This is a genomic window from Streptomyces sp. B5E4 (assembly GCF_039871555.1).
Taxonomy (GTDB): domain Bacteria; phylum Actinomycetota; class Actinomycetes; order Streptomycetales; family Streptomycetaceae; genus Streptomyces.
In genome coordinates this window covers 120,412-133,252 of the sequence record NZ_JBDPMI010000008.1, presented here as the reverse complement: position 1 = coordinate 133,252, position 12,841 = coordinate 120,412, and the positions used below count along the sequence as shown (strand labels likewise).

Here is a 12,841-nt window from a genome sequence, read left to right as displayed (position 1 = left end):
ACGAAGGCGGCGGCAGGAGCAGGTGGAGCCAACGGATGGGAGCAAGAGGTCAGATGTCTGATGTCCGATGCCTGATAGCGTGTGACCGTAGCCCGGGGGGCGAAGCGGGTCAAGAGGCGGGAGTGCGCGCATGACCGAAGCCCGTGCCATGGAAGTCCGTACGAGCCGCGCGGCCGGGACACCGGCCGGCAGGTCGCTGCTGCGGCTGGAGGTCACCGAGGGCATCAAGCGCTACATCCTCGCCAACAAGCTGCGCCCCGGCGACCCGCTGCCCACCGAGGCCGACCTGTGCACAGCCCTGGGCGCCAGCCGCTCCAGCGTCCGCGAGGCGGTCAAGACGCTCCACGCACTCGACATCGTCGACGTACGGCACGGGCACGGCACGTACGTCGGCCGGCTGAGCCTGTCGGCGCTCGTGGAGAGCCTCGCGTTCCGCGGGCTGCTCGGACCGGAGAGCGACGTGCACGTGATGGCGGATCTCGTGGACGTGCGCGAGTTGTTCGAGCGGGGGATGGCGGAGCGGATCGTGGCCCGGCTCGACGGCGACCGGCTCGACGCGCTGGACGCGCTGGTGGAGAAGATGCGCGCGGACGCCGGCGGCGCCGAGGAGGACTTCGTGGAGGCGGACCGGGCCTTCCACGCGCTGCTGGTCGAGCCGCTGGGCAACGAGCTGATGGGGCAGCTCTCGATGGCCTTCTGGGACGTGTACGCCATCGTCGCCCCGCAGTTGCAGATGGCCACGGGCGAGGACCGGGCGGAGACGACCGCCGCGCACGCGAGCATCGTCCACGCCGCCCGCCGCGGCGACCCGGCCGCCTTCACCCGGGCCGTCGCGGCGCACTACGCCCCCGTACGCCGCCGCCTCGCGGCCGGCCGCAACGGCGACGGCGAGGACGGCAGGGACGGCGGGGATGTCGCGGGCGGCGGGGCCGCGGTGCCCCGCTGACCCCCGCAGCCGCGGCGCCCCCGCCGCCCCGTGCGGCTCAGCCCGCCGGCCGCCTCCGGCAGTCGGCGCCGAGCCAGGCGTCGTCGAAGCGGGCGAAGGTGATCGTGCGGTACGGCCCGCGCTCGTAGAGCAGCCCGAAGGTGCCGTCGTCCAGCCGCGCGAGCGTCGAGTACGCTGCCTCGCCCGGCTCCACCACCCGCGCGATCGGCCAGCTCCGCCCGTCGTCGCAGGACATCCGCACGGTGAGGTTGCGCCGGGCGGTGGTGCTCGCGGTGTTGCTGAACAGCAGCCAGTGCGCCCGGGGTGCCGTGCGCGGGGCGTCGGCGTCGTAGCGCAGGATGGCCGCGTTGTTCGTGGGGTCGATCAGCTCGTCGTCCGGTACGGGCGTGCCGTAGGTGACGCCGCCGTCGTCGGAGTACGCGACCAGGCGCGTGTCGGCGCTCGCGGTGCGGCTGTTGAGCATGACGCGCCCGTCGGCCAGCTCGACGGTCTTGTTCTCGTCCATCAGCGGCCCGACCGGCTCGCCCGCCCGCCAGGTCGCGCCGTGGTCGTCGCTGTACGCGCTGACCGCCCGGATGCCGCCGTCCGCCGCGCGGAACGCGTACTGCTGGAGCAGCCGGCCGGAGGAGAGCTGGATGCCGGTGCCCGAGGAGGCGAACATGCCCAGCCAGGAAGGGTCCTTGAGGTCGCGGGTGATGCGGCGCTGGCGCCAGGTGCGCCCGCCGTCGTCGGAGTAGCTGTAGTCGGCGTGCAGGGTGGTGGTGGAGTCGTGGGCGTTGCCGGGCCCGGAGTTGAAGAAGCCGATGCCCTTCGGGCCGTAGGCGTGGAAGAGGAAGATCCGGCCGGTGTCGCGGTCGACGAGGAGGCTGGGGTCGCCGGCGCCCACGCCGCCGTCGTAGTCGGCGACGATCTGCGGGGGGCTCCAGGTACGGCCCTTGTCGGTGCTGCGGCGGACCAGGACGTCGAGGTTGCCGGGCAGGTCGGCGGAGCTGTCGTTGCGGCGGTCGTAGGCCGCGATGAGCGTGCCGTCGGGGAGCACGTCGAGGGCGGGGATGCGGTACGTGTGCGCGCCGTCGCCGGAGACGGCGAGGTCGGTGGTCTCGAAGAGCGGTGCGCGGGCGGCGGGCGCCGGGTCGCCGAAGTCGCGTGCGGCGGCCGGGGTGAAACCGCCGGCGAGGACGGCGCCGGCCGCGAGGAGCGCGGCGGTTCGGGCGGACAGGGTGGTGCGCACGGGATACCTCCACTCGTGGGGCGGAGGCACCGGACATCAGACGTCCGGAACGTAGGGGCTGCGGTACGTTCCGTCAACGCCCCGCGCACCCCCGGGGCGGGGCGGGACCCAGCGGGCGGGCCCGCGAAGGCCCGCCCGGCTAGCCGCGCTTGAACCTGCGCATCAGCCGTCCCCAGGTGCCCAGCCGCAGCGCCTCGTACTCGGCGAACCGCTCCCGGTCCGCGGGCTCGGCGACGTCGTCGAAGACCGCACGCGCCTCCGCGCGGAGCGCCGGGTCCTCGTGGAGCATCAGCACGAACAGCATCCCGTCGCGCCACAGGGCACGCAGCGCGCCGGAGCGGCCGGGCGGGTACGAGGTGAGCCCGTGCAGGGCGCGGAGCAGCGGCAGATGCTCCGCCACCCGGTCGGGACGGAGCCGCAGCGCCAGCCGCAGCGCGAGCTCCAGCTCCGCGTCGGCGGCCCGCGGCCCGCGGGCGAGGACGGCGGTGACGGCCCGTGCCGCGGACGGGGCGTTCTCGGCCATGTGCCGCAGCCGGCGACGGAGTTCGCCGTCGTGGCCGGGCGGCTTGCCGTGCGCGGCGAGGACGATCGCGGCGTGGACGGCAGCGGCGGGCGGCGGCGCGTCCATGACGGCCCCGCCGAAACCCGGGGCCCACGGGTCGCGCGCGTCCCCCGCTTCCCCCGGCGAGGCGTCCAGCGGATCGAGCGTGCCGAGGGCTTTCAGGGCCCTGAGGGGCCCGTACCGGTCCGTGGCCGAGCGGCTCATCGCGAGGAAGACGAGCGCGTCGCCGATCTCCCCGTCCGCCGGCCGGCCCGAGCCGTCGCCGGGCAGCTTCTTCATCACGTGCATCAGGCTGACCCGGGCCTGCGGCCGGGACTCGGCCTCGAACCGGGCCCGTACCTGCGCCATCGTGGCTCCGTAGTGCTCCAGCGCGCGCAGCACCTCGGGGAAGGCCATGTCGTCGGGCTCGATGCCCGCGGCGGCGTCGAGCAGCGCGAGCACGGCGCCGTCGAGGTGGGTGCCGCGCAGTGCCGTCGCGGCGTGGAGGATGCAGGCCCGGTCGCGCAGCGCGCGGCCGAAGACGGGCGCGGCGCGGTCGTCGCCGATGCGGCGCAGCGCCTCCACGAGGCCCTGCTTGAGGTCGTACGGGTCCTGGTAGTGCTCGTCGCGGGGCTCGCGCTGGGGGAGGCTGTCGCTGGGGACGGTGCGGTACCGCTCCAGCTCGAACACCCTGCCCACGCCGTGCTCGTCGACGAGCGCGTCACCCTCCTCGTACCAGGCGTCCCACACCGCGGTGACGGCACCGACCCGCTCCAGGTGCGCGGCGTGGTCGGCGAGGAGGGCGTCGAGCCGGTCGACGAGCACGGGGACGACCTCGGGACCCCGCTCCTGCAGCGTGACGATCGCCCGCTCCCGGAGGCTCACCTCGTCGTAGCCGCCGTCCCCGGTCCGCCACAGGGCCAGCCGTTCGATCAGCTCGCCGACGTCGTCCGCCACCGTCTCACCCCTGCGCTACGGGCCGTTTCCGAAGCCAGGACCGTACCGGAACGGGACCGGGACGGGTCCCGAACGGCAGAACCCGTCCGTTTCCGTCCCGCCAGGGGGCACTTCACGACATCGCGGAGCAGGATCCGGATCCGGCACGGCCCCGCCCGGGGCGCACCACCCCGGGCGGGGCCCGCCGTTCAGTCCGCGATGAAGCGGTTCCCCAACCGCCCCGTGCTCTCGCTGCGTTCACGCTGCCGGCGGATGACGTACGTGCCCGGGGCGATGCCCGTGCCGCCGTGTTCCGGGTGGATGAGGTACGCGACCGCCGTGGCGTCGAGGACGCCGAGGGCGAGGCGCTCGGGGTCGTCGACGCGGCGGCTCCAGCGGCAGGTGCCGGGATCGGCGACGAGCGTGTGCGGGTTGCCGCCGGCGGCGCCGCGCAGCAGCTCGATACCGCCCGTGGGGACGGCCGCCCAGCGGGCGTGCGGCGGGACGGTGACGTCGTCGAGGAGCGCCAGCGGTACGACGATGAGGTCGCCCTGCGCCTGCGGGCCGGCGACGACGGGGATGGTCACCTCGCGCTCCAGATGGGCGAGGACGTCGAGGCCGGTCCTGGCGGTGAGGTCGGCGAGGGTCACGGCTGCGGACGTGGTCATGTGCATCACCTCGGGGTGAGAGAAGGGAAGTTGAGAAAAGGAGAGCGCCCGCACGTCAGGTGCGGCGGGCCAGCCGGGCGTACTGCGGGCCGCTGAGTCCGTACGACCAGCCCGCCGCGGCGACGGGGTCGTCGATGCCCGCGGGCACGCTCAGCCCGTACCGGCGCCGCCGCCCGTCGGGCTCGACGGAGCCGTTGACGACGAGCAGGACGCGCCCCGGTGTGCCCCATACGCGCCGTGGCACGTGGTAGAGGTGCAGGTGGGACCCGGCGTTGCCGGGGTCGGGGGCCTTGGCGAGCAGGTGCAGTCCTGCCCGGTCGATGTACGTGTCCCAGCCGAGCCGCTCGATGGCGCAGCGGCGCACCTCGACGTTCGGCTCGCGGTGGATCCGCGCCACCGTGGGCTCCGTGACGACCCACCGCGGCACGGCGGTGCCGTGCAGGGCGTACACCTCGGCACCGTCGGCGTACCGGACGGCGGGGCCGTCGGGGCGGTGCAGCCGCAGTTCGCCGTGGCGGGCGCCGGGCAGCGGCTCGGTGTGCGCCTCGGCGGGCCGCTCCGCGACGAGGCACACCCCCTCCCCCGGCCACCACCAGCCGGCGGTGCGGGCGAGGTCGGCCCACAGGGCGAGTTGACGGGTGTCGGCGGCGCCGTAGGCGGCGAGTCCGAGGCGGGCATGGATGTCGTAGTGCCCGATCCAGTGCGCGTCGTGCTGGCCGTGGAAGGTCAGCCCGAGCGGTTCGGCGTCGGTGACGGGCAGGAGGGCGGTGCGGATCGCGGGCCGCGGCCCGTCGAGCAGCGTGGCGGCGAGCGGGTCGCGGACGGCGGTCCACAGGATGTCGCGCAGCGCGTACCCGTCGTGGAGTCCGTCCTCGGCGGTCATGCCGCGCGCGGCCTGGTACCACGGCCGGCGCGAGCGGGGGCCCAGCACGGAGGGCCGCCGGACGCACCGGTCCAGCCGGGTGTGCAGCGCGGACAGCAGTGAGGCCAGCCGGGACGCCACGGGCCACTGCGCCCCCAGTGCCGGTGCGTCGGCGGCCCGCAACCGCGGGCGGCCGAAGGCCGGTTGCCCGGCGCGCAGCGCCCGCGGGGCAGCCGCAGGGGAGGGGATCCAGACGAACCGCGGTGGCGGCGCGCCGACCAGACGGTAGAGCCCGGTGACGGCGGCTTCGGCGGCCGGCCGGTCCGCGGGCAGGGTGGAGAAGGCGTGCCCCAGCCAGTCGTCGCGCAGCGCGACGGCGAGGGACAGGCATGCGCGAGCAGAGGAAAGTGAACCGTCGAAGCGGGGAGAAGCCCCGCGCGTAGAGGTCACCGCGGTCACCAGAGGGAGGCGGTGTGCGCCTTTCCGTGAGTCATGGCGGCCAGGTTGCCAGCGACGGCGCGGCGGCGCAAGGGGAATGACGGGTCACGGGCGCGGTACGGACGGCGGCCGGGAGACGGTGCGGCGCCGCCGCGCCGCCGTGTGATCGAATGCGGGAAAGGCCGTCGAGGTACGAAAAGGGGCAGGTGAACGGGCGTGGTCTTCGTGGAGGTGCCGCTGACGGCGGCGGTACGGGAGGCGACGGGCGTCACCGGCCCCGCAGAACGGCTCTACGGCGGCGAGGAGTCCGCCGCCTGGCGGGTCGGCGCGCACGTGGTGCGGATCGGCGCGTACGACAAGGACACCGCGGAGGCGGAGTGGTGCCACCGCGTCGCGGTCGCCGCGCGCAGCGGCGGCTGCCCGGAGGCGCTCGCTCCGCTGCCCGTCCCGGGCCGGGACGACGGCGCCACGGTCGTACGGGTCGAGGGCCGTGCGGTGTCGCTCTGGCCGTACGTCGACGGCGTCTGGGCCGACGGCGACGACCCCCGCTCGGCGACGGCCGCGGCCCGCATGCTGGCCCGTCTGCACCGCGCGCTGGCCGGCGCCGAACTGCCGCGCCGGCCGAAGCCGAGCTTCCTCGAAGCCGGCCTCGCCGGCGACGTGGCGTACGACGACCCGCGGCTGCACGACCCGCAACTGGACACGTGGCTGGCCGGGTTCGGCGCCCGCGCCCGGCTGCGGCACGCCCTGCACGGCGACTACTACCACGGCAACCTGCTGGTCGACCGCGACGACCCGGCGCGGATCGTCGCCGTACTCGACTGGGACGAGTCGCTCGTCGCCCCGCCCGAGGTGGACGTGGGCAGCGCGGCACTGGAGTTCGCCGACGAGTTCTGCGAGAACCCGGCGGACGCGCGCCGCTTCGCCGACGCATACCTGGAGGCCGGTGGCACGGCCGAGGCGCTGGACGACGAGTCGCTGACGCAGTTGATGCGGCACCGGCTGCGGCGCGAGGGCGTGTACTTCGCGCTCGCCGTGGCCCGGGGCGTCCGGCACGACGACGAGGACCTGGAGTACCACCGGCGCCGGATGGAGGCGTTCGCCAGGCTCCGGCCGTAGCCGGTTCGCCCGCCGGCGGGGCGCCCGGAGAATCGGCTTGTCCGGCGCGCGGCGGCGAACTACGTTGCCGAGGTGGATCAATTCGTACCCTCGTGGGCGGCGTTGCGCGCCGCGGTCGCCGACCTGGGCGACGAGGACTTCGCGCAGCCCTCCGGCTGCACCGGCTGGCTCGTCCGCGACCTCGCCTGCCACCTGGTGATCGACGCGCAGGACGTGCTCATCACCCTGGTCACCCCAGCGGACGGCGAGCCGACCGTCGACGCCGCGCGCTACTGGCACGTGAGCGACGAGCCGCCGACCGGCGCGGACCCCCTCGACGCGCTCACCGTCCGGCTGGCCGCGGCGTACGAGGACCCGGCGCTGCTGAAGTTCCACCTCGACGACGTGGGCTCCGCCGCGGGACGGGCCGCGCAACTCGCCGACCCGGCCCTGCGGGTGAGCACGCAGGACATGGTCCTCACCGCGGGCGACTACCTCGCGGCGTACGTCCTGGAGTGGACCCTGCACCACCTCGACCTGACCGCGCACCTCCCGCACGTGCCAGGACCGCCCGCCGCGGGCCTGGCCGGCACCCGGGCCCTGCTGGAGCGGATCGCGGGCGCGGCGTTCCCGGGGTCCTTCACGGACACCGACGCCCTCCTGGTCGCCACCGGCCGCCGCACCCCCACGGCAGCGGAACGCACCGCCCTCGGCCCGCTCGCGGCGAAGCTCCCCCTGATCCTGGGCTGACCCGGGGCCGCCGGCCAGGGCTACGCGGCCCCGATACGGGCCCGGACGTCGTCCGGCAGCCGGCAGGGCTCCTCCCGCGGCAGCAGCGCGGCGGCCTCCTGCCGCCTCTGCTCCCGCAGCAGCGCGCGCACCTTCCGCGCGAGCGGCGTGACGTCCTCGATCCCCCGGATCCACTCGTCGACGTAACCCCCCACCGCGGGACCGGAGAGCCCGATCTGAATCGCGCGCCGGTCCAGGGGCCGCAGCGCCAGGTCCCGCTCGGGATCCCACTGGATGCGCACCGGGCTGGTCCTCTTCGCCGCCAGCCAGTCGTCGTGGGTGGCGTACCTGCGCCCGTCGTGGTGGCTCAGGCAGGAGTGGCGCAGCGCCCACTCGAACCCCTGCCTGCTGATCTCGACGGCCAGCACGCGCTCCTGACCGGGCTTCTCCGCCCAGCCGCAGCGGTACATCATCCACAGGAACGACGGCTTGATCCAGGTCATCCGCTCGCGCTTGAACGGCGGCACGAACGTGCCCGCCCGCAGCGCCGGTCCGGCGACGGCGGGCGCGTACGCCTGGTAGACGGTGACGGTGTCCGCGGTCTGCTTCGCGCGGACCTGCCGCGGTTCGGGTGTCACCCGGGGAACTCCTCCGCCTGCGTGGGGGATCCGGTCAGGAACGCCCCCGTGGCCGCCGTGAAGAGGGCCGGGTCGTCCAGCCACGGGTGGTGGCCCGCGGCGGGCTGGACGGCGTAGCGCGCCCTTCGGAACAGGGCCGCGTACGCGGCCATCGCCGGGGGCGGCGAGTTGAGGTCCACCTCGCCGGCGAGGACCAGCGCGGGGGCGGGCAGACAGGCCAGGGCGGCGCGGGTGGCGGGCGGGTCGTAGGCCCCGGGGGCGCCGTAGGCGGCGGCGGCTTCGGCGTTGCGGTCCTTCTCGGACGCCGCGTCCAGCGCGCGGGCCGCGTCGTCCCAGCGGCCGTGGAAGAACGGCGCGAGGGCGTCGCGCTCACCGCCGCGGCCGGCGGTCAGGTCCTCCAGGGCCGCGTACGCGGCCGGGAACCACGGCTCGCCCGCGCGCAGTCGCGCCGTCGTCAGCCGGACCTCCGCGGAGATGTCGATGCCTACCGCCGCGACGCTCGGCGTGATCAGCGCGAGCCGGCCGACGCGCTCCGGGTGGCGGGCCGCGTAGAGCACCGCGAGGTTGGCGCCGGCGCAGTGGGCGAGCAGGTCGAGGCGGTCCAGGCCGAGGTGCGCGCGCAGCGCGTCGATGTCGGTGACGAGCCGGTCGCAGCGGTACGAGGCGGGGTCCGCCGGGGTGGCGGAGGCGCCGGTGCCGCGGAGGTCGAGGCGGATCAGCCGGCGGTGCGCGGTCAGGCCGCCGAGGTCGCCGAGGTAGGCGGAGGACTGCATGGGGCCGCCCGGCAGACAGACGACGGGGGCGCCGTCGCCACCGGAGTCGTGGTAGGCGAGCCCGGTCCCGTCGGGGGCGGAGAAGGCCGTCATGGCCACGACCCTGTCAGCGGCGTTCCCCGCGCGGCAACCGGATTCCGGCCCGCCGGCCGGGCGATCGCGTACCCGATCGGGTGCGGGTGCCCAGCTCAGGCATTGACAAATTTATTTGTCAAGGGTTGGCTTGGCGGCATGGAGGACATCGACGTGATCGCGGACCCGGCCTCGGCCGCCGCCGCCCTGGATCCGGTGCGGGCCCGGCTGCTCGCCGAACTGCGCGCGCCCGCCTCGGCCTCCGCCCTGGCGAGCCGGCTCGGCGTGCCCCGGCAGCGGGTCAACTACCACCTGCGGCTGCTGGAGAAGCACGGCCTCGTGGAGGTTGCCGGCACCCGCGTCTGGGGCGGGCTGACCGAGCGGCAGCTCGTGGCCAGCGCCGCCGGGTACGTGGTCTCCCCGGAGGCCCTCGGGGCGGCCGCCGGAGGGCCGCGGCCGGACGGCGACCGGCTGTCGGCGGCGTATGTCGTCGCGCTGGCGGCCCGGGTGGTCGCGGAGGTCGGCGGCATGGCCCGTCACGCCGTACGCGGACGCAAACGGCTGCCGGTCTACGGGCTGGACGCCGCCGTGCGGTTCCGCTCGCCGGCCGACCGGGCGGCGTTCGCCGAGGAGCTGACGGCCGCCGTCAACGGGCTGGTCTCCAAGTACCACGACGAGGCCGCGCCGGACGGCCGCTGGCAGCGGCTGGCGGTCGCCGTCCACCCGGTGCCGAAGGACGTCGACCCCGGCGCACCGCAGGGGCCGGACGTACCGGAAGCGACGGCAGCGGCTGACACCCCGGACGCTCCCGAGGGCGAGGCGCGGCCGTGACCGACGACGACCCCACCGCCCGCCTCAGCAGCCACGAGATCGTCGTGCCCGGCACCCCGGAAGAGGTGTGGCGCGCCATCGCCACCGGGCCCGGCCACGCCGCCTGGCTCTTCCCCGCCGACATCGACCCCGCCGCGGGCGGCGCGATGACCGTGCGCCGCGAGCCCTACGGCGAGACCGCGCAGGCCACCGTCACCGACTGGGACCCGCCGCGCCGCTTCGGCTACGAGGAGCCGGCGGGCCCCGGCGCGCCGCCGCTGGCCACGGAGTTCCTCGTGGAGGCCGCGGGCGGCGGCAGTTGCGTCGTACGCGTCGTCAACGGCTTCCGGCACGACGGCGAGGGCTGGGAGGACCTGGTCGACGGGGCCGGCGAGGGCTGGCGGATGTCGCTGACCGTCCTGCGCGCCTACCTGACGCACTTCGCCGGCCGGCCGGTCGGCAACGTCGACGTGCTCGTCGGCCTCGGCCTCTCCGCGGCCGAGCGGCCCCGCGCCGCCGTCGTCCTCGACCGCCTCCTCGGGCTCGCGGCGGAATCCGCCGGGACCGCGTTCCGCACCCCCGCGGGCGTACCGGAGCTGGCCGGCACGATCGAGGACCGCAGCCCGGGTTACGTACTGCTGCGCGCCGCCGAGCCGCACCCCGCGCTGTACGCCTTCTCCTGCTTCCCGATGGCTCCCGGTGCCCCGCTCTCGGCGAACCTCCTCGCCCGCCTGTACGGCGCCCCGCCCGGCGCCGCCGCACGCGAGGAGGACAGATGGCGCACCTGGCTCACCGGCGCCCGAGAGGCGTTCGGCAACTGAGCACGCCTACCGCGTACGACAACTGAGGACCACGACAACCGCGTTCGACAAGTGAGGATCGCCATGCTGCTGAAGGACAAGAACGCCCTCGTCTACGGAGCCGGCGGCATCGGCCGCGCCGTCGCGCTGGGCTTCGCCCGCGAGGGCGCCACCGTGCACCTGGCCAGCCGGACCCCCGCGCGCCTGGAGGCCGTTGCCGCGGACGTGTGCGCGGCCGGCGGGACCGTGTCGACGGCCGTCGTCGACGCCCTGGACGAGACCGCCGTCGACGCGCACGCCGACGCCGTGGCCGAGGAGGCGGGCAGCGTCGACGTCTCCGTCAACCTCGTCTCCGTCGGCGACGTGCAGGGCACGCCCCTGGCCGAGATGACGCTGAGCGACTTCGAAGCGCCCGTCCACAACGCCGTGCGCACCACCTTCCTGACGTCGAAGGCCGCCGCCCGGCACATGATCCGGCAGAAGTCCGGCGTGCTGCTCACCTTCGGCGGCGTCGGCGACCCCCTGCACGACTACTTCATCGGCGGCTTCCAGGTCGCGCTCAGCGCCGTCGACATGCTGCGCAAGCAGCTCGCCGCCGAACTGGGCCCGCACGGCGTTCGCGTCGTCGGGCTGAAGACCGGCGGGATCCCGGAGTCGGTCCCGGAGGGCTTCGAGGGCCGCGAGGAACTGGTCGCCTCGCTGGTGGAGCCGACGATGCTGGGCCGGACGGCGACGTACGAAGACGTCGGCAACGCCGCCGCGTTCGCGGCCTGTGACCGGGCCGCGTCGATCACGGCGTCCGAGCTGAACATCACCTGCGGTGCGATCGTGGACTGACCGTCCCGGCCCGATCGAAAGATGTGCAGACGGGATACCTCCGGGAGCGCTCCCACGCTACGCTCCCAAGCCACGCCGCGCCCCGTCACCGGGAGGGGGCGCGGCGGCTTCCGGGGGAGTCCCATGCGCAGACGCTCACGTACCAGCACCCGCACGTCCCGTGCCCTCGCCGCCGCGCTGGCCGCCGGCCTCCTCGCCGGCTGTGCGCTGCTCGACGACGGCCCGCCCGGGGCCGCACCCGACGGCGGCGGCGCGGGCGGCGAAAGCGGGCCGGTCACGCTGACGGTCGGCGTCTTCGGCGTCTTCGGCTTCGAGGAGGCCGGGCTCTACGACGAGTACGAGAAGCTCTACCCGGACGTCACCATCGTGGAGAAGGCCGCGCCCAGCAACGAGGAGTACTACCCGGCGCTGCGCGACGCCCTCGACTCCGGCCGCGGGCTCGCCGACATCCAGGCCGTCGAGGTCGGCAACATCAGCGAGGTCGTCGGCACCCGCGCCGACCGGCTGGCGGACCTCGGCACCGCGACCGGCGTCGACGAGGGCGCGTTCCTGCCCTGGAAGTGGGACCAGGCGACGACCGACGAGAACAAGACCGTCGGCCTCGGCACCGACATCGGCCCCATGGCCGTCTGCTACCGCAAGGACCTCTTCCGCGCCGCCGGGCTGCCGACCGACCGCGACGAGGTCGCCGCGCTGTGGTTCTCCGACTGGGAGAAGTACCTCGGCGTCGGCGCGGACTACATGGCGAACGCCCCCGCGGGCACCGCCTTCGTCGACTCGGCCGCCGGCGTCTACAACGGCTCGATCAGCAGCTTCCCCGTCCGCTACTTCGGCCGCGAGGGCGAGGCGATCTACCGGGACAGCCCCGCCGTCGAGATCTCCTGGGACCTGGCGATGCAGGCGGCGCAGGGGGAGATGACGGCGCGGCTGAAGCAGTTCACTCCCGCCTGGGACGAGGGCTTCGCCGAGGGCGGCTTCGCCACCGTCATCTGCCCGTCCTGGATGCTGGGTTACATACAGGAGAAGGCGGGCCCCGCGGCGGCGGACAAGTGGGACATCGCCACCGCACCCAAGCCCGCCAACTGGGGCGGCTCGTTCCTCACCGTTCCCGAGGCCGGCGAGCACAAGGAGGCGGCGGCCCGGCTCGCGGCCTGGCTGACCGCGCCCGAGCAGCAGGCCCGGCTCTTCGAGAAGCGGGCGAGCTTCCCCAGTTCGCAGGCCGCATACGAGCTGCCGCAGGTCGCGGACGCCACCCACCCGTACTTCAACGACGCGCCGACCGGCGAGATCTTCTCCATCGCCGCCAAGAGCATCCCGACCCTCGAACTCGGCGCGAAGGACCAGCCGATCCAGCAGCAGATCACCGACGCGGGCATCCTGCCGGTCGAGCAGCAGAAGCTGACGCCCACGCAGGCGTGGCAGGCCGCGGAGAGGAAGATCGACGAACTGCTGGACCGCTGAC

General features: G+C 75.0%; 13 protein-coding genes. 7 read left to right on the top strand and 6 right to left on the bottom strand.

Annotated elements, in window-relative coordinates; all coding sequences use genetic code 11:
• The first annotated feature begins 130 nt into the window (after positions 1 to 130).
• On the top strand, positions 131 to 946 hold the full coding sequence (locus ABGA99_RS13495) for an FCD domain-containing protein (RefSeq protein WP_347582713.1): 816 nt from the start codon (positions 131 to 133) through the stop codon (positions 944 to 946).
• 37 nt (positions 947 to 983) lie between these two features.
• On the opposite strand, the gene ABGA99_RS13490 is transcribed toward ABGA99_RS13495, so the two are convergent.
• The 4 genes from ABGA99_RS13490 to ABGA99_RS13475 form a co-directional block, all read right to left on the bottom strand.
• Positions 984 to 2,177 (bottom strand): sialidase family protein, encoded by a 1,194-nt coding sequence (locus tag ABGA99_RS13490; RefSeq protein WP_347577426.1) that lies wholly within the window; start codon positions 2,175 to 2,177, stop codon positions 984 to 986.
• A gap of 139 nt (positions 2,178 to 2,316) precedes the next feature.
• Positions 2,317 to 3,675, bottom strand: a complete 1,359-nt coding sequence (locus ABGA99_RS13485; protein WP_347582712.1) for a hypothetical protein — start codon at positions 3,673 to 3,675, stop codon at positions 2,317 to 2,319.
• Between the two features lie 188 nt (positions 3,676 to 3,863).
• Positions 3,864 to 4,322 carry a hypothetical protein gene (locus ABGA99_RS13480; protein WP_347577424.1) on the bottom strand — a complete coding sequence of 153 codons (459 nt, stop codon included), beginning with the start codon at positions 4,320 to 4,322 and terminating at the stop codon, positions 3,864 to 3,866.
• A 55-nt stretch (positions 4,323 to 4,377) separates the two neighbouring features.
• Positions 4,378 to 5,634: a DUF6745 domain-containing protein gene (locus ABGA99_RS13475; RefSeq protein ID WP_347577423.1), complete on the bottom strand. Its 1,257-nt coding sequence runs from the start codon at positions 5,632 to 5,634 to the stop codon at positions 4,378 to 4,380.
• A 204-nt stretch (positions 5,635 to 5,838) separates the two neighbouring features.
• Here ABGA99_RS13475 and ABGA99_RS13470 point away from each other — a divergent pair, with 204 nt between their 5' ends.
• Entirely contained in the window at positions 5,839 to 6,741 is a 903-nt protein-coding gene (locus ABGA99_RS13470) for a phosphotransferase (protein WP_347577422.1), read from the top strand.
• A 72-nt stretch (positions 6,742 to 6,813) separates the two neighbouring features.
• On the top strand, positions 6,814 to 7,470 hold the full coding sequence (locus tag ABGA99_RS13465) for a maleylpyruvate isomerase N-terminal domain-containing protein (protein WP_347577421.1): 657 nt from the start codon (positions 6,814 to 6,816) through the stop codon (positions 7,468 to 7,470).
• Between the two features lie 20 nt (positions 7,471 to 7,490).
• Here ABGA99_RS13465 and ABGA99_RS13460 read toward each other — a convergent pair whose 3' ends face one another.
• A complete protein-coding gene (locus tag ABGA99_RS13460) occupies positions 7,491 to 8,087 on the bottom strand; it encodes a DUF4291 domain-containing protein (protein WP_347577420.1) in 597 nt (198 codons plus the stop codon).
• Positions 8,084 to 8,953: an alpha/beta hydrolase gene (locus ABGA99_RS13455; RefSeq protein ID WP_347577419.1), complete on the bottom strand. Its 870-nt coding sequence runs from the start codon at positions 8,951 to 8,953 to the stop codon at positions 8,084 to 8,086. Before ABGA99_RS13455 ends, ABGA99_RS13460 begins: the two co-directional genes overlap by 4 nt.
• 138 nt (positions 8,954 to 9,091) lie before the next feature.
• Here ABGA99_RS13455 and ABGA99_RS13450 point away from each other — a divergent pair, with 138 nt between their 5' ends.
• The 4 genes from ABGA99_RS13450 (at position 9,092) to ABGA99_RS13435 (ending at position 12,840) form a co-directional block, all read left to right on the top strand.
• On the top strand, positions 9,092 to 9,763 hold the full coding sequence (locus tag ABGA99_RS13450) for a helix-turn-helix domain-containing protein (protein WP_347577418.1): 672 nt from the start codon (positions 9,092 to 9,094) through the stop codon (positions 9,761 to 9,763).
• Entirely contained in the window at positions 9,760 to 10,563 is an 804-nt protein-coding gene (locus tag ABGA99_RS13445) for an SRPBCC domain-containing protein (RefSeq protein ID WP_347577417.1), read from the top strand. The genes ABGA99_RS13450 and ABGA99_RS13445 overlap by 4 nt, the downstream gene beginning before the upstream one ends.
• 63 nt (positions 10,564 to 10,626) lie before the next feature.
• Positions 10,627 to 11,379, top strand: a complete 753-nt coding sequence (locus ABGA99_RS13440; protein ID WP_347577416.1) for an SDR family oxidoreductase — start codon at positions 10,627 to 10,629, stop codon at positions 11,377 to 11,379.
• Between the two features lie 123 nt (positions 11,380 to 11,502).
• Positions 11,503 to 12,840 carry an extracellular solute-binding protein gene (locus ABGA99_RS13435; protein ID WP_347577415.1) on the top strand — a complete coding sequence of 446 codons (1,338 nt, stop codon included), beginning with the start codon at positions 11,503 to 11,505 and terminating at the stop codon, positions 12,838 to 12,840.
• Position 12,841 lies beyond the last annotated feature (1 nt).